The 24529-nt window shown below is 70.1% G+C and carries 22 protein-coding genes; 12 read left to right on the top strand and 10 right to left on the bottom strand.

What is annotated here, in order from left to right; genetic code table 11:
* Positions 1 to 17: 17 nt before the first annotated feature.
* Positions 18 to 983, top strand: coding sequence for a quinone oxidoreductase family protein (locus LTT66_RS25995; RefSeq protein WP_233061027.1), 966 nt, complete (start codon positions 18 to 20; stop codon positions 981 to 983).
* Positions 984 to 1022: 39 nt separating this feature from the next.
* Here LTT66_RS25995 and LTT66_RS25990 read toward each other — a convergent pair whose 3' ends face one another.
* Positions 1023 to 1625, bottom strand: coding sequence for a TetR/AcrR family transcriptional regulator (locus LTT66_RS25990; RefSeq protein ID WP_233061026.1), 603 nt, complete (start codon positions 1623 to 1625; stop codon positions 1023 to 1025).
* A gap of 90 nt (positions 1626 to 1715) precedes the next feature.
* Here LTT66_RS25990 and LTT66_RS25985 point away from each other — a divergent pair, with 90 nt between their 5' ends.
* Positions 1716 to 3131, top strand: a complete 1416-nt coding sequence (locus LTT66_RS25985; protein WP_233061025.1) for an FAD-dependent monooxygenase — start codon at positions 1716 to 1718, stop codon at positions 3129 to 3131.
* On the opposite strand, the gene LTT66_RS25980 is transcribed toward LTT66_RS25985, so the two are convergent.
* Positions 3124 to 4014: a heme o synthase gene (locus tag LTT66_RS25980; protein ID WP_228819550.1), complete on the bottom strand. Its 891-nt coding sequence runs from the start codon at positions 4012 to 4014 to the stop codon at positions 3124 to 3126. The two genes, LTT66_RS25985 and LTT66_RS25980, sit on opposite strands and share 8 nt — an antisense overlap.
* Before the next feature lie 845 nt (positions 4015 to 4859).
* On the opposite strand from LTT66_RS25980, the gene tkt reads away from it, so the two are divergent.
* The 7 genes from tkt (at position 4860) to LTT66_RS25945 (ending at position 14336) form a co-directional block, all read left to right on the top strand.
* Complete coding sequence (gene tkt, locus LTT66_RS25975) at positions 4860 to 7001, top strand: transketolase (RefSeq protein ID WP_233061024.1); 2142 nt, start codon at positions 4860 to 4862, stop codon at positions 6999 to 7001.
* Between the two features lie 6 nt (positions 7002 to 7007).
* The gene (tal, locus tag LTT66_RS25970; protein WP_233061023.1) at positions 7008 to 8144 is read left to right on the top strand and encodes a transaldolase; all 1137 of its coding nucleotides are present in this window, start codon (positions 7008 to 7010) and stop codon (positions 8142 to 8144) included.
* 3 nt (positions 8145 to 8147) lie between these two features.
* On the top strand, positions 8148 to 9722 hold the full coding sequence (zwf, locus tag LTT66_RS25965; RefSeq protein ID WP_233061022.1) for a glucose-6-phosphate dehydrogenase: 1575 nt from the start codon (positions 8148 to 8150) through the stop codon (positions 9720 to 9722).
* On the top strand, positions 9719 to 10627 hold the full coding sequence (opcA, locus tag LTT66_RS25960) for a glucose-6-phosphate dehydrogenase assembly protein OpcA (RefSeq protein WP_195065017.1): 909 nt from the start codon (positions 9719 to 9721) through the stop codon (positions 10625 to 10627). The genes zwf and opcA overlap by 4 nt, the downstream gene beginning before the upstream one ends.
* Positions 10620 to 11375, top strand: a complete 756-nt coding sequence (gene pgl, locus LTT66_RS25955) for a 6-phosphogluconolactonase (protein WP_195095271.1) — start codon at positions 10620 to 10622, stop codon at positions 11373 to 11375. The genes opcA and pgl overlap by 8 nt, the downstream gene beginning before the upstream one ends.
* Positions 11376 to 11485: 110 nt before the next feature.
* Entirely contained in the window at positions 11486 to 13807 is a 2322-nt protein-coding gene (locus tag LTT66_RS25950; protein WP_233061021.1) for a thiamine pyrophosphate-dependent enzyme, read from the top strand.
* 49 nt (positions 13808 to 13856) lie between these two features.
* Positions 13857 to 14336 carry an SRPBCC family protein gene (locus LTT66_RS25945; protein ID WP_181720934.1) on the top strand — a complete coding sequence of 160 codons (480 nt, stop codon included), beginning with the start codon at positions 13857 to 13859 and terminating at the stop codon, positions 14334 to 14336.
* Positions 14337 to 14400: 64 nt separating this feature from the next.
* Here the strand turns inward: LTT66_RS25945 and LTT66_RS25940 are convergent, their stop codons facing one another.
* Positions 14401 to 15003, bottom strand: a complete 603-nt coding sequence (locus LTT66_RS25940) for a DUF7691 family protein (protein ID WP_181720914.1) — start codon at positions 15001 to 15003, stop codon at positions 14401 to 14403.
* A gap of 61 nt (positions 15004 to 15064) precedes the next feature.
* Entirely contained in the window at positions 15065 to 16012 is a 948-nt protein-coding gene (locus LTT66_RS25935; protein WP_456299740.1) for an alpha/beta fold hydrolase, read from the bottom strand.
* Between the two features lie 102 nt (positions 16013 to 16114).
* Between LTT66_RS25935 and LTT66_RS25930 the strand changes: the two genes are divergently transcribed.
* Entirely contained in the window at positions 16115 to 16963 is an 849-nt protein-coding gene (locus LTT66_RS25930; protein ID WP_233061019.1) for an SDR family NAD(P)-dependent oxidoreductase, read from the top strand.
* Positions 16964 to 16966: 3 nt separating this feature from the next.
* On the opposite strand, the gene LTT66_RS25925 is transcribed toward LTT66_RS25930, so the two are convergent.
* Positions 16967 to 17800 (bottom strand): LysR family transcriptional regulator, encoded by an 834-nt coding sequence (locus LTT66_RS25925; RefSeq protein WP_233061018.1) that lies wholly within the window; start codon positions 17798 to 17800, stop codon positions 16967 to 16969.
* Positions 17801 to 17869: 69 nt separating this feature from the next.
* Between LTT66_RS25925 and LTT66_RS25920 the strand changes: the two genes are divergently transcribed.
* Positions 17870 to 19006: a YbfB/YjiJ family MFS transporter gene (locus tag LTT66_RS25920; protein WP_233061017.1), complete on the top strand. Its 1137-nt coding sequence runs from the start codon at positions 17870 to 17872 to the stop codon at positions 19004 to 19006.
* Here the strand turns inward: LTT66_RS25920 and secG are convergent.
* The 3 genes from secG to LTT66_RS25905 all read right to left on the bottom strand — a co-directional run bounded on the left by secG (position 18993) and on the right by LTT66_RS25905 (position 21852).
* Positions 18993 to 19226 carry a preprotein translocase subunit SecG gene (gene secG, locus LTT66_RS25915; RefSeq protein ID WP_043693695.1) on the bottom strand — a complete coding sequence of 78 codons (234 nt, stop codon included), beginning with the start codon at positions 19224 to 19226 and terminating at the stop codon, positions 18993 to 18995. The two genes, LTT66_RS25920 and secG, sit on opposite strands and share 14 nt — an antisense overlap.
* Before the next feature lie 72 nt (positions 19227 to 19298).
* Entirely contained in the window at positions 19299 to 20897 is a 1599-nt protein-coding gene (locus LTT66_RS25910; protein ID WP_408638674.1) for an MFS transporter, read from the bottom strand.
* Between the two features lie 10 nt (positions 20898 to 20907).
* Complete coding sequence (locus LTT66_RS25905) at positions 20908 to 21852, bottom strand: DMT family transporter (RefSeq protein WP_233061016.1); 945 nt, start codon at positions 21850 to 21852, stop codon at positions 20908 to 20910.
* Between the two features lie 299 nt (positions 21853 to 22151).
* Between LTT66_RS25905 and LTT66_RS25900 the strand changes: the two genes are divergently transcribed.
* On the top strand, positions 22152 to 22934 hold the full coding sequence (locus LTT66_RS25900; RefSeq protein ID WP_233061015.1) for an META domain-containing protein: 783 nt from the start codon (positions 22152 to 22154) through the stop codon (positions 22932 to 22934).
* A gap of 8 nt (positions 22935 to 22942) precedes the next feature.
* On the opposite strand, the gene LTT66_RS25895 is transcribed toward LTT66_RS25900, so the two are convergent.
* Both LTT66_RS25895 and tpiA read right to left on the bottom strand, forming a co-directional pair.
* A complete protein-coding gene (locus LTT66_RS25895; protein WP_233061014.1) occupies positions 22943 to 23596 on the bottom strand; it encodes a DUF1579 family protein in 654 nt (217 codons plus the stop codon).
* Positions 23597 to 23741: 145 nt separating this feature from the next.
* Positions 23742 to 24527, bottom strand: a complete 786-nt coding sequence (gene tpiA / locus LTT66_RS25890; RefSeq protein WP_043727102.1) for a triose-phosphate isomerase — start codon at positions 24525 to 24527, stop codon at positions 23742 to 23744.
* Between the last annotated feature and the right edge of the window lie 2 nt (positions 24528 to 24529).

Here is a 24529-nt window from a genome sequence, read left to right as displayed (position 1 = left end):
GTGTAGAACTGAAACTCATGCGCGCCATTCAGGTTTCCGAACACGGTGGTCCCGAGGTCCTGAAGTACGTGGAGGCGCCCGATCCGCAGGTCGGGCCGGACCAGTTGCTGGTCGACACCCAGGCGATCGGCGTCAACTTCATCGACACCTACATCCGCACCGGGCGCTACCCCCAGGATGTCCCGTACATCCCGGGCGCGGAGGGCACCGGCGTGGTCGCCGAAGTCGGCGCGAACGTCAGCGACTTCGCGGTCGGCGACCGGGTCGCCTGGGCCGCCGGGCCGGGCAGCTATGCCCAGAAGGTCGCGATCGCGGCCGCCGTCGCCATTGCGGTACCGGACGGCGTCGAGCCGCCGGTGGCCGCCTCGGCGCTGCTGCAAGGTATGACCGCGCACTATCTCATCGAGTCGATCTATCGGCCCGAGCCCGGGGAAACGGTGCTCGTGCACGCCGGTGCGGGCGGCGTCGGGCTGATCCTCACTCAGCTGCTCACCGCGCGCGGCGTCCGGGTGATCACGACGGTGTCCTCCGACGAGAAGGAGACGCTGTCGCGCGCGGCGGGGGCCGCCGAGGTGCTGCGCTACGGCGACGACCTCGCCGGCCAGGTGCGCGAGCTCACCGACGGCGTCGGCGTGGCGGCGGCCTACGACGGCGTCGGCGCGGCGACCTTCGAGTCGAGCCTGGCCGCACTGCGCGTCCGCGGGACGCTCGCCCTGTTCGGGGGCGCGAGCGGGCCGGTGCCGCCGTTCGACCTGCAACGGCTCAGTACGGCCGGGTCGCTGTTCGTCACCCGTCCCACCCTGGCGCATTACACCCGGGACCGCGCCGAACTCACCTGGCGCGCGGGCGACGTGCTCGACGCCATCGCCAAGGGCACGCTGAACATCCGGATCGGCGCGACCTACCCGCTCGCCGACGCCGAACGGGCCCACCGCGACCTGGAAGGCCGCAAGACCACCGGTTCCATCGTCCTGCTCCCATGAGCCCGCGGCGGGCGATCCGACGGGTCGCCCGCCGCCCGGTCAGTAGTCGCGGCCGGTGAGACCGCGATAGATGAAGCGGGTCAGCCCGTCCACGGCCTGTTCGTCGGTCAGTTCGACGTTGCCTTCCTCGACCGCGGCCAGCAGGCTCTGCGTGAGCAGGAACATCATCGCGAGGCTCGCATCGACCGTGCTCGGCAGCCGTAACCCCTGGTCGGCGAAGCCCGCCACGTGATCGGCGATGTCCGCGCGCTGCTGCATGCCGAACTGCGCGACCATGCGCGCGAACTCGTCGTTGACCAGAGCCGCCTGATTCACCGCGCGCAGCACGGGGGCGTGCTCCCGCGCGAAAGTCCAATACCCGGCGACGTGGTAGCGGACCGCCTCCGGGTCGCCGAAGTCCGGGTTGTGGCCGGGCCCCTCCGCCCGCTCGTCGCCTGCCGCGGCCAGATCGTTCAGCAAAGCCTGGAGCAGTTCCTCCCTGCTCGCGAAATGGTTGTAGAACGACCCGGCGGCCCGGCCCGCCGCCGCCGTGATGTCGGTGATCTTGGTGTTCAGGTAGCCGCGCTCGGCGAACAACCGCAGCGCCGCGGCCTTCAACGCCTGCTCGGTTTCGGCCGACTTCTCCTTGCGACTCAACGACACCCAGCTCACCTCCTTGACAACGAAAGGTACCAAGCGCAAAACTGAATCATCATTCACTGAACTTTAATTCATCTTCATCGGGAGTACCTCGTGTCACAGCTCGTTCTCATCGCAGGCGCCGGACCCACCGGGCTCACCCTCGCCCTCGATCTCGCCCGCCGGGACATTCCCGTTCGGATCATCGACAAGGCGGACACGTTCTTCGCGGGCTCCCGCGGCGACGGCATCCAGCCGCGCACCCTGGAAGTCTTCGACGACCTGGGAGTTCTGGACGCGGTACACGCGGCGGGGATGCCGGGGCCGGTGCTGCGCGTGCACCTCGACGGCCAGTTCGTCGCCGAGCGCAGGATGAGCGAGCAGGTCGAACCCACCCCCGCCGTCCCCTACCCCAACGTGTGGGTCCTCGGCCAGTCCCGCACCGAGGCCATCCTGCGCGAACGGCTCGCCGAATTCGGCGTACCCGTGGAGCTGGGCACAGCCCTGGTCACCTTCGGCCAGGACGACGGCGGCGTCACGGCGACGCTGGAACGCGACGGCGCCCGCGAGACCGTGCGCGCCGCGTACCTGGTCGGCGCCGACGGCGGCAAGAGCACCGTGCGCAAGACGCTGGGCATCGCGTTCGAGGGCGAGACCGACGAGTCGATCCGGATGCTGCTCGGCGACGTGCGCGCCGACGCGCTCGACCACGACTTCGGCTACTGGTTCGCCGCCGCCGACCAGCCGATGCAGGGCATCGCGCTGTCTCCGCTGCCCGGTGGACGTCACTTCCAGTTCGCCGCGCCCCTGAGCGCGGACGCGCAACCGAGCCTCGAACTGCTGCAGTCCTACGCCGATCGCTACTGCGGGCGCGACGACGTCACGCTCACCGACCTGACCTGGGTGACGGTGTGGCGGCCCAATGTCCGCTTGGCGCAGCGGTTCCGCGACGGCCGGGTGTTCCTCGCCGGGGACGCCGCGCACGCGCATCCGCCCACCGGCGGCCAGGGCATGAATACCGGCATCCAGGACGCCTACAACCTCGGCTGGAAGCTGGCCGCCGCCCTCGCCGGTGACCACACGCTCCTGGACAGCTACGAAACCGAGCGCAGGACCGTCGCCGCCAGGGTGCTCGGCCTGAGTTCCGAACTGCTGGACAAGCTGGTCGACGGCGACGAGGACGCGATGCGGCGCGGACCGGAGACCCAGCAGCTGGACATCAGCTACCGCGATCCGGCCGTGCGCGAGCCGCTGGCCGCGGGCGACCGGGCCCCGGACGCGCCGGTGAAAGACGAGGGAGGGCGGCACGTCCGGTTGTTCGACCTGTTCCGCGGCCCCCACGCGACGGTGCTGTCGTTCGGCGCGCCCGCGCAGGAAGGGCCGCACGCGTATGCGGTGGTACGCCCCGGAACGCAGGTGTCAGGGCGGCACGTGGTGGATGTCGACGGCCACGCCCACGCGGCCTATGCCGCGGTCGAGGGCACCCGGGTGCTCGTGCGGCCGGACGGCTACGTCGGCGCGATCAGCTGAAGAAGCTGCCGATGGTGTCCCAGCCGAGCACCGAGTCCACGGCGAGGCCGCAGAACACCACAGCCAGGTAGTTGTTCGACTGCAGGAACAGCCGCAGCGGCTTCACCGATTCGCCGCGCCGCACGCCCGCGTACAGCTGGTGGGCCATGAGCAGGAACCACGCTCCGGCCACCAGCGCCACGGCCGCGTAGATCACGCCGGTGGCCGGCACCAGGGCGAGCGTGGCGAGCACGGTCAGCCACGTGTAGACGACGATCTGCTTGGTGACGGCCCGCTCGGTGGCCACCACCGGCAGCATCGGCACGCCCGCCGCGCGATAGTCCTCCTTGTAGCGCATGGCCAGCGCCCAGGTGTGCGGCGGGGTCCAGAAGAAGATGACGGCGAACAGCGCGACGGCGGGCCAGCCGATGCCTCCGGTCACGGCCGACCAGCCGACCAGCACGGGCATGCAGCCCGCAGCGCCGCCCCACACCACGTTCTGCGAGGTCCGGCGCTTGAGGCCCAGGGTGTAGACGAAGACGTAGAACAGGATCGTCGCGACCACCAGCAGGCCGCTGAGCAGGTTGGCCTGCCACCACAGCCAGGCGAAGGAGCCGACGCCCAGCACGACGCCGAAGACGAAGGCGTTGCGGGTCGGCACCGCCTCCCGGGCCAGCGGCCGCTTGGCGGTGCGCTTCATGACCTTGTCGATATCGGCGTCGGCGACGCAGTTGAGCGTGTTCGCACTCGCCGCGCCCATCCAGCCGCCGAAGAGGGTCGCCAGGATCAGCCGGATGTCGATGGTGCCGCGGTCGGCGAGCAGCATGGTCGGGATCGTGGCGACGAGCAGCAGCTCGATCACCCTGGGCTTGGTCAGGGCGACGTAGGCCAGTGCCCGTCGCATCAACCGGGACGGTAGGCCGGGCCCCGTGAACCGGTCGGCCAGCGCCGTCGCGGAGGAGCCGTGCGCACCGTCGCCACCCGGCTGTTGCCCAATCCGCACTGTCTCTCCTCGCACGCTGTGCATCGCATCCGGCATGGACGAGCAGTGCGCTCGTCCCGGTGGTACGGATGTGCCGACGCCGGACCCGCGTCCGCCCCGGCGCCCCTTCCGACCGGTGCGGCGCGACTACTACTACAGAGGATGGTAGACCCCTGCCGCCCCTCCCCCTCCCCTCGCCCCCGCGCAAGGGCGCCGGTCGGCGACGGGCCGGACCGCCGGCTCGCCGCGGCACGGCCGAGCAGCCGGGCTCCCGCCGCGCGGGCCGAATCTCGTTCCCGCGGCCGGAAGAATTTCCTGCCCCGGGACCTGAGCCCGCGAATACACCGCGCCTTCGCACGGGCCGTTGCAGCAACTCTCGCCGCGGTCGCGGCGCGTTCGGTGAAGCGGTCGCTTGATCGAAACGTTCCGTCCTGCCGAGCGCGAGCTGACGAGCGCATTCGCGGCCCGCCGCAGATTCGAAAGGGCCGAACCACGTGCACCGATGGCACGGATCTCGTCCCGCTCCGTGTCCGCCGTGCAAGGCCGCGAACACACCGCCGCCGCGGGCGCGGGCGAGGAAACACCACCTGCGAACACGCAGCGCAGCGGGGCCCGCCGAACCAACCCAGGGTTAATGGTGTGCCGGTCAGCGGGCACATCTAGGGTAGGTGGGTATAGCCGGTACGCACGCCGTAGCTGCCGCGCGATCATCGCCGTCAGAAACCCCACCCGCCGTCGACGAAACCAATGTCAGGAGAACCTCGGTCGTGTCGATCACAGACGACATCCGCGCCCTCACTCAGCCGAACCACCCGGACGACTGGACGGATCTGGACACCAAGGCCGTCGACACCATCCGGGTCCTGGCCGCCGAGGCGGTGCAGAACGCCGGAAACGGTCATCCCGGCACCGCGATGAGCCTGGCGCCACTGGCCTACACGCTCTACCAGCGCACCATGCGCATCGACCCGAGCGATCCGAGCTGGGTCGGGCGCGACCGTTTCGTGCTCTCCTGCGGTCACTCCAGCCTCACCCAGTACATCCAGCTGTACCTGGCGGGTTACGGCCTGGAACTGGACGACCTGAAGAACCTGCGCAAGTGGGGCTCGCTCACCCCGGGTCACCCGGAGTTCCGGCACACCGACGGCGTGGAGATCACCACCGGTCCGCTCGGCCAGGGTCTCGCCTCGGCGGTCGGCATGGCCATGGCGGCACGGCGCGAGCGCGGTCTGTTCGACCCGGACGCCGCGCCCGGCACGAGCCCGTTCGACCACTTCGTCTACGTCATCGCCTCCGACGGTGACCTGGAGGAGGGCGTCACGTCCGAGTCGTCCTCGCTGGCGGGCACCCAGCAGCTGGGCAACCTCGTGCTGGTCTACGACGACAACAAGATCTCCATCGAGGACGACACCACCATCGCCTTCACCGAGGACGTCGCCGCGCGGTACGAGGCCTACGGCTGGCACGTGCAGGTGGTCGAGGGCGGCGAGGACGTCGTCGCCATCGAGGCCGCGCTGGAGGCCGCCAAGGCCGAGACCGGCAAGCCCTCGATCATCGTGCTGCGCACCATCATCGGCTACCCGGCCCCCGGCAAGATGAACACCGGTTCGGCCCACGGCGCGGCGCTGGGCGCCGACGAGGTGGCCGCCACCAAGAAGATCCTCGGCTTCGACCCGGACAAGAGCTTCGACGTGGATCCCGCGGTCATCGAGCACACCCGCAAGGTCGTCGAACGCGGGCGCGCGGCGCACGCGCAGTGGCAGAAGTCCTTCGACGCGTGGGCCGCGGCGAACCCGGAGAACAAAGCGCTGTTCGACCGCTTGATCCAGCGGCGGCTGCCGGAGAACTGGACCGCGAATCTGCCCAGCTACGAACCGGATCCGAAGGGCATGGCCACCCGCAAGGCGTCCGGCAAGGTGCTCGCCGCGCTGGCGCCGGTGCTGCCCGAGCTGTGGGGCGGCTCGGCCGACCTGGCCGAGTCCAACAACACCACCATGCCCGAGCAGCCCAGCTTCGGGCCGGAGTCGATCTCCACCGGCATGTGGAAGGCCAACCCGTACGGCCGGACCCTGCACTTCGGCGTCCGCGAACACGCCATGGGCGCGATCCTCAACGGCATCGCGCTGCACGGCCCGACCCGCCCGTACGGCGGCACCTTCCTGGTGTTCAGCGACTACATGCGTCCCGCCGTCCGCCTGGCGGCGCTGATGCGCGTGCCCGCGATCTACGTCTGGACCCACGACTCCATCGGCCTCGGTGAGGACGGCCCGACGCACCAGCCGATCGAGCACCTCGCCGCGCTGCGCGCGATCCCGGGCCTGAACGTGGTCCGTCCGGGCGACGCCAACGAGACCACCTACGCCTGGCGCACCATCCTGGAACGCGACAGCAGCGAGCACCGGTCGCATTTCTCGGTGTCCGAGCCGCCGCACCAGGACGGCCCGTCCGGCCTGGCGCTGACCCGCCAGGATCTGCCGATTCTGGAGGGCACCAGCTACGAGGGCGTGTCCAAGGGCGGCTACGTGCTGGCCGAGGCCTCCACGGGCACCCCGCAGGTGATCCTGATCGCCACCGGTTCGGAGCTCCACCTCGCGGTCGCCGCCCGCACTACCCTGGAGGAGCAGGGCATCGCCACCCGCGTGGTGTCGATGCCGTGTGTGGAGTGGTTCGACGCGCAGGACAAGGCTTACCGGGACGAGGTGCTTCCGCCCGCGATCACCGCACGCGTCGTCATCGAGGCCGGAATCGCGATGCCGTGGCACCGGTTCGCCGGTGACGCGGGCGAGATCGTGTCGATCGAGCACTTCGGCGCCTCCGCCGACTACAAGACCCTGTTCCGCGAATTCGGCTTCACTCCGGAAGCCGTCGTTGCCGCCGCGCAGCGCACGCTCGAGAACGTGAAGGGATAAGCGCCCATGGCTCAGAACGAGAATCTCGCCGCCCTCTCGGCGGCGGGGGTGTCCGTATGGCTCGATGATCTGTCCAGGGACCGGATCCGGTCCGGCAACCTGCTCGAGCTGATCGAGACCCGGTCCGTCGTCGGTGTCACCACCAACCCGACGATCTTCCAGGGTGCGCTCAGCCAGGGCCACGCCTACGACGGCCAGCTCAAAGAGCTTGCCGCGCAAGGCGCGGACGCCGACGCCGCGATCCGCACCATCACCACCGACGACGTCCGCGCGGCCTGTGACGTGTTCGCTCCGGTCTTCGAGGCCACCAACGGCGTGGACGGCCGGGTCTCCATCGAGGTCGACCCCCGCCTGGCGTTCGACGCCGACCGGACCGTGGCGCAGGCGGTCGAACTGTGGAAGATCGTCGACCGGCCCAACCTGTTCATCAAGATCCCGGCCACCGAGGAGGGCCTGTCCGCGATCACCGCGGTGATCGCGGAGGGCATCAGCGTGAACGTCACGCTGATCTTCTCGGTCCAGCGCTACCGCGCGGTGATGGGCGCGTACCTGGAAGGCGTGAAGAAGGCCAAGGTCGCCGGCCACGATCCGGCCAAGATCCATTCCGTCGCTTCGTTCTTCGTCTCCCGGGTGGACACCGAGATCGACAAGCGGCTGGAGGCGCTGGGCACCGAGGAGGCGCTCGCGCTGCGCGGCAAGGCCGGCATCGCGAACGCCCACCTGGCCTACGCCGAGTACCAGGACGTGTTCGACGGCGGCACGCACACCTCGACCTTCCAGAACCTGGCCGCGTCCGGGGCGAATCGGCAGCGCCCGCTGTGGGCGTCGACCGGTGTCAAGAACCCGGAATACTCCGACACGATGTACGTCACCGAACTCGTCGCCCCGAACACGGTGAACACGCTGCCGGAGAAGACGCTGCAGGCGGTCGCCGATCACGGCGCGATCCGCGGCGACGCCGTCAGCGGCCAGGCCGCCGCGGCCAAGGACGTCTTCGACCGGCTCGCCGCGGTCGGCGTCGACCTCGACGACGTGTTCGTGGTGCTCGAGCGCGAGGGCGTGGACAAGTTCGAGAAATCCTGGGAGGAGCTGCTTTCCGCCACCGCCGACGAGCTGAAGTCGGCGTCGACCGGGAACGGCTGATCGATGGCCGGACCAGCGCCCACAGATCGACCGGACGCCGTCGAATGGCAGAACCCGCTGCGTGACAAGGGGGACAAACGACTCCCCCGCATCGCCGGACCGTGCAGCATGGTCATCTTCGGCGTCACGGGTGATCTGTCTCGGAAGAAGCTGATGCCGGCCATCTACGACCTGGCGAACCGGGGGCTGTTGCCCCCGGCCTTCGGCTTGGTCGGCTTCGCCCGCCGCGACTACGCGGACGAGGACTTCGCCGCGGTCGTGCTGGAGGCCGTCAAGGCGCACGCGCGCACTCCGTTCCGCCAGGAGGTCTGGGATCAGCTCTCCGAGGGCATCCGGTTCGTCCAGGGCACCTTCGATGACGACGCGGCATTCGACCGGCTGGCCGACACCCTCGCCACGCTGGACAAGGAGCGGGGCACCGGCGGCAATCACGCGTTCTACCTGTCGATCCCGCCGGACATGTTCCCGGTGGTGCTCGATCAGCTCTGCTCGCACGGCTTGGCGCAGACGACCGGGCCGGACGCCGCCCGCAAACCCTGGCGAAGGGTGGTGATCGAGAAGCCCTTCGGGCACGACCTGCACAGCGCCCAGGAACTCAACGCGCTGGTCAACGGGGTGTTTCCGGAGGAGCGGGTGTTCCGCATCGACCACTATCTGGGCAAGGAGACGGTGCAGAATCTCCTGGCGCTGCGCTTCGCCAACCAGTTGTACGAGCCGATCTGGAACGCCAACTTCGTCGACCACGTACAGATCACGATGGCCGAGGACATCGGCTTGGGCGGCCGCGCGGGCTACTACGACGGCATCGGGGCCGCGCGCGACGTGATCCAGAACCACCTGCTGCAACTGCTGGCGCTCACCGCCATGGAGGAGCCGATCAGCTTCGAGCCCCAGCAATTGCAGACCGAGAAGATCAAGGTGCTCTCGGCGACCAGGCTCATCGAACCGCTGGAGGAGACCACCGCGCGCGGACAGTACACCGCGGGCTGGCAAGGCAGCGAGCACGTGGCCGGCCTGCTGCAGGAGGACGGCTTCGACCCGAATTCGAAGACCGAGACCTATGCCGCGATCAGCCTGGAGATCGACACCCGCCGCTGGGCGGGCGTGCCGTTCTTCCTGCGTACCGGAAAGCGGCTCGGCCGCAGGGTGACCGAGATCGCGGTGATCTTCAAGCGGGCACCGCACCTGCCGTTCGACCAGACCATGACCGAGGAGCTGGGGCAGAACGCACTGGTCATCCGGGTACAGCCGGACGAGGGCATCACCACGCGGTTCGGCTCGAAGGTGCCGGGCTCCGGCATGGAGGTGCGCGACGTCAACATGGACTTCACCTACGGCGAGGCGTTCACCGAGTCCTCCCCCGAGGCTTACGAACGCCTGATCCTCGACGTGCTGCTCGGGGTGCCCTCGCTGTTTCCGGTGAACGCCGAGGTCGAATTGTCCTGGCGCATCCTGGATCCGGCGCTCGAGCACTGGGCCGCCGAAGGCAGGCCGGAACCGTACGAGGCGGGCACCTGGGGTCCGCCCTCGGCCGACGAGATGATCGCCCGCACCGGGCGGGAATGGCGGCGCCCGTGATCGTCGACATGCCCGAGACCAAGACCGGCGAGGTCACCAAGCGCATCGTGCAGTTGCGCGAGAGCAACGGCGTGATCACCGTCGGCCGCGTGCTCACCCTGGTGGTGTGCACCCTGGACAGCTCCGAGGCCGAGGACGCGATCGACGCGGCGAACGAAGCCAGCCGCGAGCATCCCTGTCGTGTCGTGGTGCTGGCGCGCGGCGACCGGGAGGCCGCCACCCGGCTGGACGCGCAGATCCGGGTGGGCGGCGACGCGGGGGCGGCCGAGGTGATCGTGCTGCGGCTGCAAGGCGAACTGGTCAACCACGAGAGCAGCGTCGTCACCCCTTTCCTCCTACCGGATACGCCGGTGGTCGCGTGGTGGCCGCGCGGCGCCCCGCAATTCCCGTCCAAGGATTCGGTGGGGCGCTTGGCGGGCCGCCGTATCACCGACGCCACGTTCGCGCCCGATCCCCAGGCAGCGATCAAGAAACGGCTGCAGTCCTACGCCAGCGGTGACACCGATCTGGCCTGGAGCCGGATCACGTACTGGCGCGCGCTACTGGCGGCGGCCATGGACGAGCCGCCGTTCGAATCGGTGGATTCCGCGACCGTGTCCGGGCTGCGCGACGAGCCCGCCCTGGACATCCTGGCCGGTTGGCTGGCCGCCCGGCTCGGCTGCCCCGTCCGCCGCCGCACCGGCCCGCTGCGGGTGGAACTGCACCGACCCACCGTCTCCATCGCGATCGAACGCCCGCAGACCGGCCGCACCGCGACACTGACCCGCACCGGCGAACCGGTGCAGCGGATCGCACTGGCGCGCCGGGAGACCCGTGACTGCCTCGCCGAGGACCTACGCAGGCTGGACGCCGACGAAACCTACGCGCAGGCGCTGGCCGGAATCGAGAAGGTGATCTATGAGTGAGCACACCGATTCGCCGTTCCCCAGCGACACCGTCGAGGTGCACCTCGACACCGACTCGCTGGTCGCCGCCGCGGCGGCCCGCTTCGTCTCGGTCGTGGTCGCGGCCCAGGCCGAGCGCGGCTCCGCGTCGGTGGTGCTGACCGGCGGCGGAACCGGCATCGCCCTGCTGGAACAGGTGCGCAAGTCTCCCGGCGACATCGACTGGTCCCGGCTCGAAGTGTTCTGGGGCGACGAGCGTTTCGTGCCCGCGAACGATCCGGAGCGCAACGACCTGCAAGCCAGGCAGGCGCTGCTCGATCACGTGCCGGTGGACCCGGCGCGGGTGCATCCGGTGGCCACCTCCGACGGCGAGTATCCCGACCCGGTGGAGGCGGCCGCCGAATACTCCACGACGGTGCACGCCTATCTCGCCGAACACGGCGCGTTCGATCTGCACCTGCTCGGCATGGGCGGCGAGGGCCACGTGAACTCGCTGTTCCCGCACACCGACGCGGTGCGCGAGGAGCACGAACTCGTCGTCGCGGTCACGAATTCACCGAAGCCGCCGCCGGTGCGGGTGACCCTCACCCGGCCCGCGATCAGGCGGACCCGGCACGTCGTGCTGGTGGTCGGCGGCGCGGGCAAGGCCGAGGCGGTCGCCGCGGCCATCGGCGGCGCGGACCCGGCCGACGTGCCCGCGGCCGGTGCGACGGGTATCGACTCCACGACCTGGCTGCTGGATCAGGAGGCCGCGTCCGCGCTGCGCTGAGCGGGCCGCGACCGATCGACTCGTAAATTTGCCCGCTCTGATCCCGGGCTGCCGAAAGAATACCGACGGATAACGCAGCCGGACGGTGGAGTTTACGAGATGATCGGTCGGTGACCGAGCAGGCAGTGGATCTGGACGAGCGGTTCCGCACCGCCGTCGCGGCCTTCGTGCCGGGGCCGCGCCGTCCGCCGGATCAGCCGATCGTGCCGAGCGGCGCGATCACCGGCACGGCGTGCCTGGAGTTGTTCGACGCACAGGCGACGAGCAGGCACCTCGATCTCGCGGCACGCCGCCTCGGCAGTGACCGGCGCGGCTACTACAGCATCGGCTCGTCCGGTCACGAGGGCAATGCCGCCGTGGCGGCCGCTCTGCGCAGCACCGACCCTGCCCTGCTGCACTACCGGTCGGGAGCGTTCTTCGTGCATCGGGCCCGGCGTGTGCCCGGACTCGACCCCATCCGGGACGTCCTGCTCGGTGTGGTCGCGGCGGCGACGGACCCGATTTCCGGTGGGCGGCACAAGGTGTTCGGCAGCGCTGCCGCGAACGTCATCCCGCAGACCTCCACCATCGCCTCGCATCTTCCGCGCGCGGTCGGGTTGGCGTTCGCGATCGATCGCGCGGCGCGGCTGGATGTCCCCGGCCCCTGGCCCGCCGACTCGGTGGTGGTGTGCAGTTTCGGCGACGCGTCGGCCAACCACTCCACCGCGACCGGGGCGATCAATGCCGCGATCCACACTGCGGGTCAAGGGATTGCGATGCCGATCCTGTTCGTGTGCGAGGACAACGGCATCGGGATCAGCGTGCCCACCCCACCCGGCTGGATCGAGCAGGCGTACGGCCACCGGCCGGGCCTGGCGTACTTCGACGCGGACGGCTGCGCCGCACTCGATGCGCTGACCACGGCGAACGCCGCCACCCAGTGGGTCAGGGAGCACCGCGCGCCCGCGTTCCTGCGCCTGCGGACCGTGCGGCTGCTCGGTCACGCCGGGTCCGACGTCGAAACCGCCTACCGCCGCCCCGCCGAGATCGCCGCCGACCTCGCGCGCGATCCGGTGACGGCGACCGCACGGCTGCTGATCGCGTCCGGCGTCGCCACACCCGCCGAGCTGCTCGACCGCTACACCGACCTGGGCCGCCGCGTCGCCGCGACCGCCGAACTCGTCTGCGCCGAACCGAAACTCGACTCGGCGGCGGCGGTGATCGCACCGCTCGCCCCCTCCCGTCCCGCACTCGTGCGCGCCGACGCCCTCCGCACCGGCCCGCTCCCGAGCGACGAGCCGGAGCAGGCGGACACCGGCCGGGCGAGCACGCGTATCGGGGCACCGCACTGCGTGAACGGCGCTGTCGCGCAGGGTGATCCGATGACCCTGGCGCAGGCGATCAACGACGCCCTCGCCGACCTGCTCGCGCGCGACCGTGACCTGCTCGTCTTCGGCGAGGACGTCGGGCGCAAGGGCGGCGTGTACGGGGTGACCAAGGGGTTGCAGAAGACCTTCGGCGCGCGGCGCGTGTTCGACACCCTGCTGGACGAGCAGAGCGTCCTGGGCACCGCACTCGGCGCGGCGCTGGCCGGATTCGTGCCGATCCCGGAAATCCAGTACCTCGCCTACCTGCACAATGCCGCGGATCAGATCCGTGGCGAAGCGGCCACGCTGTCGTTCTTCTCCGACGGCCGCTACCGCAACCCGATGGTGGTGCGGATCGCCGGATACGGCTACCAGAAGGGCTTCGGCGGCCACTTCCACAACGACAACTCGGTGGCGGCGCTGCGCGACATCCCAGGCGTCGTGCTCGCCTCCCCGTCGCGCGCCGACGACGCCGCGGCGATGCTGCGCACGTGTGTGTCCGCCGCCCGGGTGGACGGCAGAGTGTGCCTGTACCTCGAGCCCATCGCGCTGTACCACACGCGCGACCTGCACCGTCCGGGCGACGAGGGCTGGCTGGCACGCCCGTCTCCGGCGGAGCATGTCGAGATCGGCCGCGCCCGGGTCTACGGCGACGGTGCCGACCTGACCCTGGTCAGCTTCGCCAACGGCGTGCCGATGAGCCTGCGCGCGGCGCGGCGGCTGGCCCGGCACGGAATCCACGCACGGGTGCTCGACCTGCGCTGGCTCGCTCCGCTACCGGCCGGCGATCTGCTGCGGCACGCTTGCGCGACCGGACGGGTCCTGGTCGCGGACGAGACCCGCCGCGGCGGTGGCGTGTCGGAAGCGGTGTGCGCGGCTCTGCTCGACGCCGGTTTCACCGGGCGGCTCGCGCGGGTGACCAGCGAGGACAGTTTCGTGCCGCTCGGCCCGGCCGCCGCGATGGTGCTGCTGGACGAGGAACGGATCGAAGCCGCGGCCGTCCGGCTGCTCGGCGTGGCGACCGGCGCGGACCCGCGGCGCGCCGAGGCCCGGCATTCCCCGCAATTCGATTCGACCGGTGAATAGTGGAAATACAGTGGGGGTGACGGTGACCAGCAGCGGAAAGGACACGGCGATGACCACGATGTCCATGCTCGGCGAGGTACGGCCGGAGCACGAGCACACAGCAGATGGCGATCTGGTGCTCCTGCACTACCTGCGTTCGTTCCACAAGCCGGTGCTGGACGTGTGGTCGGCGGCCACCGAGCGCGGCCAGCTCGCGCGCTGGCTCGGCACCGTCTCCGGCGGCAACGGCAACCTCACCATCGAATTGTTCGACGGTCCGGTCCCCGGCCCGGTCGCGGTGCGCGTCGACGATTGCCAGGCGCCGCACGAACTCGTCGTGCACATCGACGGCTGCCTGCTCGAAATCCGGATGGCCCAGGTCGGCGTGGTCACCACCGTGGAGCTGACCCGCCGCCACGTGTGCCCCGCCGACGCGGGAGCGATCGGCCCGCGATGGCAATACCTGCTCGATCGCCTGACCGCCTACCTCGACTTCCAACCGCTGCCGCGGTGGTCGGACTACCCGAAGCTCGCGGAGGAATACCGCTGAGCGGATCCGGACGGCGGCGGCCGTAGCTACCCCTGTCCCGGCACGGCTCGCTCCGGCGGGCCGATCAGTAGAAGAACCCGGCGATCCCCCAGCCCGGACGCGCCTGGGCCTCCCGGATCCACTCGACACAGGACTCGATGGCGGCGAGGACCTCGTGGTCGACCTCTTCGCGCTGCGGCGGCGTGGTCGACTCCCACTGGACGAGCGCTTCCGCGCACTGTTCCGGTGTCCATTCCCCGTAGCCGGGCAATTCGTCGGGCTGCGGCAGCGCGGGCGGCAGTGAGTGGTACATGAACGCACGGACGCTGACCGCTTTGATGCCCAGCGTGGCGAGCCCGTCATCGATGTGGTCGAGCCAGCGACCGCGGAACGCCGAGAAGTAGCGGTTGTCCACGAACCGGCCGTAGAACTGGCAGATCGTCTGGTAGGCGTAGCCGTATTGGAAACCATAGGCCGGGTCGAACGGACCGCCGTCGATGACGGCGCGCACCGCCTCGTAGCGGGTGGGTGCGCCGTCCGCGATCTCCTCGGCGAACCAGTCGTCGTCGTGGGTCAGCTGGGCCTTGAAGCGGCCCCCGATCATGCGCCGGAGCTTGTCGTCCCGGGACCCGATGGCGCCCTTGACCCTGTCCAGTTCGACGACGTAGATGCTCAGGCTATAACTCATTCACCGAACATTAGCGGTGCCCACCGACAACGAACGGCGGTGGGCCCGAGGATGTTTCGTCTCAGGCCGGAAGCCGGTCCGGGTGGGCGGCCAGATGGGCGAGATGTGCGGTGAGCACCGCGTTCACCTGCTCGGTTCGCTCCAGCTGCACGAGGTGGCCCGCGCCGCTGATCTCGGTCACCGCACGCAGGTCGACGACGTGCGCACGCAAGGTGGCCAGCGGGTCACGCCCACTGAAGCCTTCCATGTCGGGATCACGGTCGCCGTACAGGAAGTAGGCGGGCACGGTGACTTTCGCGTCCGCGTACTCGGCGGTGAGTTCCCAGTTGCGATCCAGGCTGCGGTACCAGTTCAATCCGCCGGTGAACCCGGTGCGCTCGAAATCCCCTGCCAGCACGTCCAACTCGTCCGCGCCGAGCCAGCGCCACGGCAACGCGGGCGCCTCGGGCAGCACATCGAGGTAGCCCGTGCCCTCCGCGGGGAAGCGCCAGGTGTCCAGGTAGTGGTAGTCGGCGCTGAGCGCGTAGTAGACGCGGGCCAAGAACTCCCGGGGACGCGCGGCAAGTTCCGCGTCCGCGACCCCTGGGGTCTGAAAGTAGTGCAAGTGCAGGAAGTGCCGGGCCGCGGCCTTGGCCCACAATTGCGACGGAGCGCGCGGCGGACGCGGCGCGAAGGGATTGTTCAGGACGATGACGCCGCGCACCCGCTCCGGCGCGCGCAACGCCAGTTCCCACACCAGTGCCGCGCCGAAGTCCAGGCCGACGAACACCGCCTGCTCGGCGCCGATGTCGTCGAGCAGTGCCAGCAGGTCGGCGCAGACCGCGCGATTGGTGTACGCCTCGAGGTCGGCCGGGGCGTCGGTCTGCCCGCAGCCGCGCAGGTCCGGCGCGAGGGCGCGGTAGCCCGCCGCGGCGAGCGCGGGAAGCTGGCGGTGCCAGATGTACCAGGTGTGCGGAAAGCCGTGGCAGAAGACCACCGGCTGCCCCGCACCCTGCTCGGCGACGTGCATGCGGACCCCGTTGGTCGTCACGAACCGATGCGTCAGCTCCACTCGGGCCTCCAGAACGATGTACTAGAACACGTTATCGTTTCAAGGTAATGTTCCGATTCCGTGAGCGGAATACCCGAGAGGCTCGAAGGCAAGGTCGCGGTGGTCACCGGCGCCAGCCGCGGCATCGGCAAGGGAATCGCGCTGGAACTGGGCGCGGCGGGTGCCACGGTGTTCGTCACCGGGCGCTCGACGGCCCAGGGACGGCTACCCGGCACGGTACACGCTACGGCCGCGGACATCGATGCCGCGGGCGGAGTGGGCATCCCGTTCGTGTGCGATCACCGTGACGACGACGCGGTGGAGCGGCTGTTCGAGCTGATCCGCACCGAGCACGGCAGGCTGGACGTGCTGGTGAACAACGTCTACAACTCCCCGGCCGCGGCCCGCTGGCTGGGCAAGCCGTTCTGGGAGGTGCCACCGGCGGCCTGGGACGAGTCGTTCGACGTGGGTGTCCGATCCCATTACGTGGCGAGCGTGTTCGCCGCGCCGCTGCTGATCGAATCCGGCGGGCTGATCGTCAACATCTCCTCGCCCGGGGCGCGCAGGTACATGCACAACGCGGTGTACGGCGTCGCCAAAGCGGCGGTGGACCGGCTCACCGCCGACATGGCGCACAACCTCGCGGGCACCGAGGTGACCGCGGTCTCGCTCTGGCCGGGCATCGTGGACACCGAACTGCTGCAACTGGTTCCGGCCGGCGCCGACGGCCGGCGATTGGTCACGCTGCCCGGTGAGGGCACCTTCGACCTGGGCGACGCGCAGACACCGCGCTTCACCGGCCGCGCCGTCGTCGCACTCGCCACCGACGCGGGGCGGCGCTCCCGCACCGGGCTGCCCTGGCGGGTGGCCGATCTCGCCGAGTACTACGGGTTCACCGATCTCGACGGGCGCATTCCGCGCGTCGACTGACGTTCAGAGCGCAGCGAGAAAGCGCTGCACCGAGCGGGGCGGGACCGGCCTGGCCCGCCACGCGACATACACATGCGAGGGCGGCGCGTCGGGGATGTCCAGATAGACGACGCCGGGGTGCGGAGCCCTGGTACGCGCCAGATCCGGTACGACGCCGATGCCGCGATCGGCCGCGACCAATTCGATCCATTCGTCGAAGTTCGTGCAGGTGATCACGACCCGGTCCGGGGCGGCGGGGTGCCACGACGCCTCGTCGGTGGTGCCCGACACGGTGTTGACCACCAGCGGCCGATCGGCCAGATCGGACCAGGACAGGTCGGTCGCCCCTGCCAGGGGCGAGTGTGCGGCCACGGCGAGCACCCGCTGTTCGGTCGCGATGATCCGGGACGCCAGATGGCGCGGCAGCCCGGTCTCCTTGCGGTAGATCGCGATGTCCACGGCCCGCTCGCCGAGCGCGGCCAGCGGGTCGTCCACGCGCCGCAATGTGATCCGGCCACCCTGTTCCTCGAACCGGCGGCGGGTCGCGGCGAACCACGCGTCGGGCAGCAGCCAGGAGAATCCGATCTCCAGCGTGGCACGCGAGCGCAGCTCTGCGGCGACCGCGTCGACGTCGGCCAGGATGCGGCGGGTGTGGGCCAGCAGTTCGGCTCCCTCGGGAGTGAGCGCGAACCGCCGTGCGGTCCGCTCCACCAACCGGCAGTCGACCAGCCGCTCCAACTGCTGGATCGTCCTGGTCAGCGCGGGCTGGCTCAGGTGCAGCCGGGCTGCGGCGCGGGTGTAGTTCGCCTCCTCGCACAACGCGAGATACGCCCGCAGGTGGCGCAGCTCGATATCCATGCGTCGAGCGTATACATCGTGCGCAGAAAGCATTTCCCGAGTGCGCCGACGGCCTCGTACGGTCGAGCGGTGAGCACCGTTGTCCGTACCCGCGCCCCGCGCCGCGGCCTCGCACCCGCGGTGGCCGCGGCATCCGGCCTGGCCGCCGCGATGGGCGTCGGCCGCTTCGTGTACACCCCGTTGCTGCCGCTCATGGTCGACGCGCAGCGCATCACCGCACACGACGGCGCCCTGATCGCGACCGCCAACTACGCCGGGTATCTGCTCGGCGCGCTACTGCTCACCTGGCGTCCGGCGCTCGGCAACCGCTCGATCTTCCTGGCGTCGGCAGGACTGTTGATCGCGAGTGAAGCGCTCATGGCGGCGCCGGGGCCGATCCTGTTTCTCGCCTTCCTGCGCCTTGTCGCGGGCATCGCCAGTGCGGTGATCTTCGTTGCCTGCGCGAGCTTCGCGAGCCGTCCCGGCGCCGGCGGGCAGTCGGCGGGAATAGTCTTCGGCGGCATCGGCTTCGGCATCGCGTGGACCGGTCTGCTGGTGCTGGCATTGCGGCCGGTGGTGTCGTGGCAGATTCTGTGGCTGATCTCCGCGGCGCTCACCGCCGCCCTGCTGATCCCGGTGTGGCGTCTGGACATCCGTCCTGGGCAACGCGTCCCACGCGGGGCGGCGCGCGCCCTGCGGGCTTGGCGTTCCCTGTTCGTCGCCTACTTCCTCGAAGGCTTCGGGTACATCGTGATCGGCACCTTCTTGGTGGCGGCGGTGAGCGTAGACCGCGGGCCGGTGACCGGTTCGGCGATGTGGATCGTCGTCGGCGCGGCGGCGACGGTCTCGACCGCGCTCTGGGCCATGGCCGCGCGGCGCTGGTCTCCGGCGCTCCTGCTGCCCGTCGCGTTGGGGGCGCAGTGCGTCTCGGCGGTGCTCCCGGCCGTGTCCGATGCGATCTGGGCCGCGGTGACGGCGGCGGCGCTGTTCGGGGGGACGTTCGTCGGAATCGTCATGCTCGCGATGCGAGTCGGCGCCGAGTTGACCGACGGGGCCGCGGCGGCGCCGCTGACGGCCGGATACGGCACCGGGCAGATTCTCGGTCCGTTGGTGGTTGCCCCGGTGCTCGGGACGAGTTACCCCGCCGCGTTCGTCATCGCCGCGGTAGCGCTCGGCGCGGCGGCGCTCACGGCGGGCGCGGTGACCGCCGAGATCAGGCGAACTTGATCTCCAGGCCGATGCCGAGGATAGCGATCAGCCAGATGACGCCGGTGAAGATGGTGACGCGGTCGAGGTTCTTCTCCACGACGGTGGACCCGGACAGGCTGGACTGCACACCGCCGCCGAACAGGCTGGACAGACCTCCACCCTTGGCGCGGTGCAGCAGCACCAGCAGCACCAGCAGCAGGCTGGTGATGATCAGGAGGATATCCAGGAACATCCGCATGCCGGACAGTGTATGCGGTCGGTGCGATCGCACCGAATCAGGCACTCGCGCCACCGCGCCCGCGGGTCCGCCCTAGCGCCGGTCGACCGCGACCAAGTGCGTGACCTGGTCCCCCTCGTCGGTGCCGAACTTCGCGACGGCCTGTTCGCGCAGCTGGTCCTGCGCGGTGAGCCGGATCTGATGCTGGTGCATGTGCTCGGCCCAGGACCGCACGACGAAGGCCTCCACGTAGCGGTCGATCATTCCGACGTCACGATACAGCCGCCATTCCATCGCGCCGGTGCGCTGCCGGGACCGACCGACGAAGGCCATGGCGGCCAGGAACTCCTCGGCGCTCTCCGGCGGGACGTCGTAGCTGCGCAGGACGAGCACCGGACCGTCGTCGGGATCGGGTTCGACCGCCAGCTCGGGTTCCGGCCAGAACGCCGAGGGGGTCAGGTCGAGCAGTTCGGGATCGTTGCGGATGGGCAGCCACACCGTGCTCACCGCGCAGAACGCGAGCAGCGCCGCGGCCCACAGCAGCGCGGGCACCGAACCGATCGCGTCCGCGACCAGGCCCCAGACCAGTGAGCCGATCGCCTGGCCACCCATGAACACCAGCAGGTACACCGACAACCCGCGGGCGCGCACCCAGGCGGGCAGCAGCAGCTGCATGGTCGAGTTCATCGTGGACATCGCCAGCAGCCACGCCAGCCCCGCGAACACCAGCAGCACCAGCACCACCGGCACGACGCGCAGCAGGGCGGTCCCCGCCGTCGCCGCGCCGAACAGGACGGCGGCGATGGTGAGCCGCTGTGTCGGGGTCAGCAACGCCCGCAAGCGGGACAGCGCCGCGGCGCCGAGCACCGCACCGATGCCCATCGCGCCGAGCATCAGCCCGTACCCCGACGACGACAGCCCGAGCCGGTCGCGCGCGATCACCGGCAACAGCGCCCAGACCGCGCTCGCGGGCGCGATGAACAGGATCGAGCGCAGCAGCACCCGCCGGATCGCCGGAGCCGCGCGGATGAACCGGGTACCCGCCTGCAACGCCGCCAGCGGACGCTCGGTGGGCAGGCGCCGATCGATCGCAGGGCGGCGCCACAGCGTCAGGACCACGACGATCCCGACGAACGAGACCGCGTTCAGCGCGAATACCAGCGTCGGCCCGGACAGCGAGACCAGCGCTCCGGCCAGGGCGGGCCCCACCGCCCGGCCGATGTTGATGTTCATGCTGCCCAGCGCGGACGCCGCCGGGATCTGCTCGCGCGCGACCAGTTCCGGCTGGATCGCCTGCCACGCGGGCGCGGTGAGCGCCTGCCCGCAGCCGAGCAGGAACAGCAACGTGAGCAGCACGGCGGGCGTGGTGTGCCCGGTTGCCGTCGAGACGGCGAGAATCATCGCCAGCACCGCCATCGTGGACTGCGCGCCGAGCAGCAACCAGCGTCGATCCACCAGGTCGGCGATCACCCCGGACGGGATGGCCAGCAGCATCACCGGAAGGGTGATGGCGGTCTGCACGAACGACACCAGCGCCGCCGCGTTGGGCTGGTCGACCATGATCCACTGGGCACCGACGGTCTGCATCCACGTGCCGAGATTCGACACCATCTGCGCCACCCACAGCGCGCGGTACACCGGTGAACGCAGCGGCGCCCAGGTGGAACCCGGGGTCGTCGCGGCAGAAGTCACTCGCCGAAGCTTAGTCGCGGGGCAAGCGCGGCTCGGACGCCGTGTCCGACCGCTCGATCGTGGCACGCGAAGGGACGGCCGCCAGCAACAGCGCCCCGATGAGCAGCGCGGCGCCGGTCAGTCCCGTCGCGGTGAGGCGTTCGCCCAGGACGACCGCCGCGAGCACCGCGCCCGTGAGGGGTTCGAGCAGTGCGAGCACCGCGGCGATCCCGGGGCCGGCATCCGCGAGGCCCCGGAAGTAGCAGGTGTAGGCGACCGCGGTGGGCGCCAGCCCGAGCATCAGGACCAGTGCGATGCTGCCGATGGCCGGGTCGAAGGTCAGGCCGCTCGTCGCCGCGACGGGAGCAAGCAGCAAGGCGCCGCCGGTGAATCCGAGGCCGGTCGTGGTCATCGCGTCGAGCCCGGGCACCGGCGCGGCGTTGATCACGGTGACCGTCGCGAACGCCGCCGCGGCCAGTGCGGCCAGCGCCGCGCCGATCAGCAGCCCGCCGACTCCGCCTGCGCCGGACGGAACACCGGCCAGCAACGCCAGTCCGCCGAGCGCGAGGCCGATCGTGGCCGCGCGGCGCCGATCCACCGGATGCCTTCCGGTGACGTGCTCCAACACTGCGACGACCACCGGCGACATACCGATCGTGAGCAACGTCGCGAGACTGACCGAGGACATCGCGACCGCGCCGAAATAGGCCGCCTGGAAGGCCGCCGCGAGCACCGCCACCGCGCCGATCCGGCGCCAGGCCAGCGGATCTCGCGGCCACGGCCGCCGGGCGCCCGCGAGCAGCGCCACCAGCAGGAGCCCACCGACGGCGAGGCGGCAGGTGGCGACGGAGACCGGAGACAGCCCGGTGGCCCGGTGCACCAGCGTGCCGAGCAGACCGCCGGTGCCCCAGAGGATTCCGGCCGCGACGAGGTAGACCAGCCCCGAACGGCCGGTCGTGGACACAGATGAGGACATGAAGGATCGCGCTCCTGCGACGAAGAGGGATGGGGTCGCGGAAGCGAGGTGCGCAATGATGCCGAAGAGCGCGCGCTCACCGCTCGGTGGCGCGCTGGAAACCTACACCTCGCTCAGGAGGCGGGCGGCGGTGTGATGGGGAAGCATCGATGCACGATACGGATCCTAATACGACGCGAGACAAGTCATCCCATGAGCTTCCATCTCGCGGGCGGGAGGCGGCGGCGGGAGATCTCCGCCAGGCCGTCTCGACCGGCGAAAACCGGGGTGCCGCCGCTCGGCATCGGTAGCATCGCCGCATGACGGCACACTTCGCGCGATCAGGAACGCTGGTCCTGCTCGCCCTCTGCGCGATCGCAGCGTGCTCGAGCGGGGAGCCGGATCGGGGCGCCGACGAGCCGACACCGGTGGGCCGCACCTTTCTCTCGACCAACGTCGAGGGCACCCCGATTCCCGGCGGCGGGCCGCTGACGATCAGCTTCTCCGAGGGCCGGGTCGCCGCCGACGCGGGGTGCAACAAATTCACCGGCGCGGCCGAGCTGGACGACCACGTCCTGCACGTGTCCGGCCTGTCCACCACCCTGATGGCCTGCGAGGACGATCGGCGCGACGCCGACGAGTGGCTCAGCGGCCTGCTGAATTCCCAGCCCGGCTGGCGGCTCGACGACTCGCGGCTCATCTTGCACAGCCCCGACCGCACGGTGACCCTGCTCGACAAGAAGGTCGCTCGGCCGGACAAACCAGTCAAGGGCACGCCTTGGCTGGTGACCGCGTTCATCACCGACAACAGCCAGATCCGCTCGCGTGCCCTCGACGAAGCGCGGCCCACGCTCACCATCGCCGAGGACGGCAGCGTCTCCGGGGCCACCGGGTGCAATCGCATGACCGGCAGCGCCGAGGTGTCGGGCCCGCAGATCGTCTTCCGGATCGCCACCACGAAGATGCTGTGCTCACCGGAGGCGATGGAGGTCGAGCAGTCCGTGCTCGAAGCTTTGGACGGCAAGACGACGGCCACGGTGGACGCCGACATGCTGACCCTGCGCAACGACAACGGCGCGGGCCTGGTCCTGCACGGGCAGTAAGCGCGCGGCTACTTCTTGCGGGTGAGCACGACGCGATCGGCGATCCGCTCCGGTTCGCCGGGCGGAGCGAAAGAGATCTCCATGACGACCCGGTCGGCCGACTCCAGCCGGATCACCGTGCGCATCGGGATCGTCTTGCCCACGAACTGCGGGCCCAGCACGCCGGGATCGGTGAATTCGCCTGCCATGACGATGTCGGCGTCGCCGCCGCTGCCCTTCGCGCCCTTGTAGCTCATGGTCATCGGCGTGACGCTGTCGACGGTGGACCATTCGTAGCGGTTGTCGGTCGGTGAGAATCCGAGCAGTCCGAGCCGGTAGTACGCGCTGCTGCCCTGGATGTCCTCGGCTTCCTCCCGCACGAAGTTGTTGCCGGTCTCGGCGATCCATTCCCAGCGCGAGACGATTTCCCGCTTGGTCGGATTGTCGGCCGTGCCGCCCGCGACGAAGGTCGACTTCTCACCCTTCCACTCCCCGACCAGTTGGCCGATCCTGCGGTGCCCCGCGTCCTGCTGCTCCGGCCGCACCGCCGCCGCGGCGGTGGTCGACGCCGTGCCGTGGTGGGCGTGATCGTGGTCGTGCGCCGAGTCGTCGGAACAGCCGACGAGCGCGACCAGCGCGACCAGCGCGACCGGAAGTGCGGTGGACAACTTGCGAAGAGTCACGAAAATCCTTGTCAGGCCGTTGTTTCGAGCTCGGCCATCATCGCACGGGTACCGGCCGCCGAGCATCCGTGATCACTCTCGGCGAAAACGGCAACAGCCCGGTATCGCTGTCCGCGATACCGGGCTGTTGCGCGTAGTGCCGAGATCAGGGCAACGGGCCGCCCGCGGCGATCGCCGAGAGGGTGGCGAATTCGTCACCCTTGAGCGAAGCGCCGCCGACCAGCGCGCCGTCGATGTCGGTCTGGGCGACCAGCTCTCCGACGTTCTTGGCGTTGACCGATCCGCCGTAGAGCACGCGGACCCCGGCGGCGACCTCCGGCGAGGCCAGCTTCTCCAGCTCCCCGCGGATCGCGCCGCAGACCTCCTGCGCGTCGGCGGGGGTGGCGACCTTGCCGGTGCCGATCGCCCACACCGGCTCGTAGGCGATGACGATCTTCGAGATCTCCTCCGCCGTCAGGCCTTTCAGCGATCCACGCAGCTGCTCGAGGTTGTACTCGACGTGCGTCTGCGCCTCACGGACGTTCAAGCCCTCGCCGATGCACACGATCGGGGTGATCCCGTGCTTCAGTGCCTGCTTGGCCTTGGCCAGCACGGTGGCGTCGTCCTCGTTGTGGTACTGCCGCCGCTCCGAGTGCCCGACCACGGCGAACGTGCAGCCCAGCTTGGCGAGCATGCTCGCGCTGATCTCGCCGGTGTAGGCGCCGGACTCGTGCACCGAGACGTCCTGGCCGCCGTAGGTGAGCAGGAGCTTGTCGCCTTCGACCAGCGTCTGCACGCTGCGCAGATCGGTGAACGGCGGGATCACCGCCACGTCGACCTTGTCGAAGTACTTCTCCGGCAGCGCGAACGCGATCTTCTGCACCAGAGCGATGGCCTCGAGGTGATTGAGGTTCATCTTCCAGTTGCCCGCGATGAGCGGTTTGCGTGCCATGC

This window comes from Nocardia gipuzkoensis (genome assembly GCF_021183645.1).
GTDB classification, from domain to species: Bacteria; Actinomycetota; Actinomycetes; order Mycobacteriales; family Mycobacteriaceae; genus Nocardia; species Nocardia abscessus.
Note: the sequence above shows the minus strand (reverse complement) of the source record. Positions and strands in the feature narration are given on the sequence as shown.

Coding starts and splice junctions, on each gene's coding strand:
- LTT66_RS25995 (WP_233061027.1), top strand. CDS start 18: ATGCGCGCCATTCAGGTTTCCGAACACGGTGGTCCCGAGGTCCTGAAG.
- LTT66_RS25980 (WP_228819550.1), bottom strand. CDS start 4,014: ATGCGACGGGCACTGGCCTACGTCGCCCTGACCAAGCCCAGGGTGATC.
- tal (WP_233061023.1), top strand. CDS start 7,008: ATGGCTCAGAACGAGAATCTCGCCGCCCTCTCGGCGGCGGGGGTGTCC.
- zwf (WP_233061022.1), top strand. CDS start 8,148: ATGGCCGGACCAGCGCCCACAGATCGACCGGACGCCGTCGAATGGCAG.
- pgl (WP_195095271.1), top strand. CDS start 10,620: ATGAGTGAGCACACCGATTCGCCGTTCCCCAGCGACACCGTCGAGGTG.
- LTT66_RS25945 (WP_181720934.1), top strand. CDS start 13,857: ATGACCACGATGTCCATGCTCGGCGAGGTACGGCCGGAGCACGAGCAC.
- LTT66_RS25940 (WP_181720914.1), bottom strand. CDS start 15,003: ATGAGTTATAGCCTGAGCATCTACGTCGTCGAACTGGACAGGGTCAAG.
- LTT66_RS25935 (WP_456299740.1), bottom strand. CDS start 16,012: ATGCACGTCGCCGAGCAGGGTGCGGGGCAGCCGGTGGTCTTCTGCCAC.
- LTT66_RS25925 (WP_233061018.1), bottom strand. CDS start 17,800: ATGGATATCGAGCTGCGCCACCTGCGGGCGTATCTCGCGTTGTGCGAG.
- secG (WP_043693695.1), bottom strand. CDS start 19,226: ATGCGGATGTTCCTGGATATCCTCCTGATCATCACCAGCCTGCTGCTG.
- LTT66_RS25905 (WP_233061016.1), bottom strand. CDS start 21,852: ATGTCCTCATCTGTGTCCACGACCGGCCGTTCGGGGCTGGTCTACCTC.
- LTT66_RS25900 (WP_233061015.1), top strand. CDS start 22,152: ATGACGGCACACTTCGCGCGATCAGGAACGCTGGTCCTGCTCGCCCTC.
- tpiA (WP_043727102.1), bottom strand. CDS start 24,527: ATGGCACGCAAACCGCTCATCGCGGGCAACTGGAAGATGAACCTCAAT.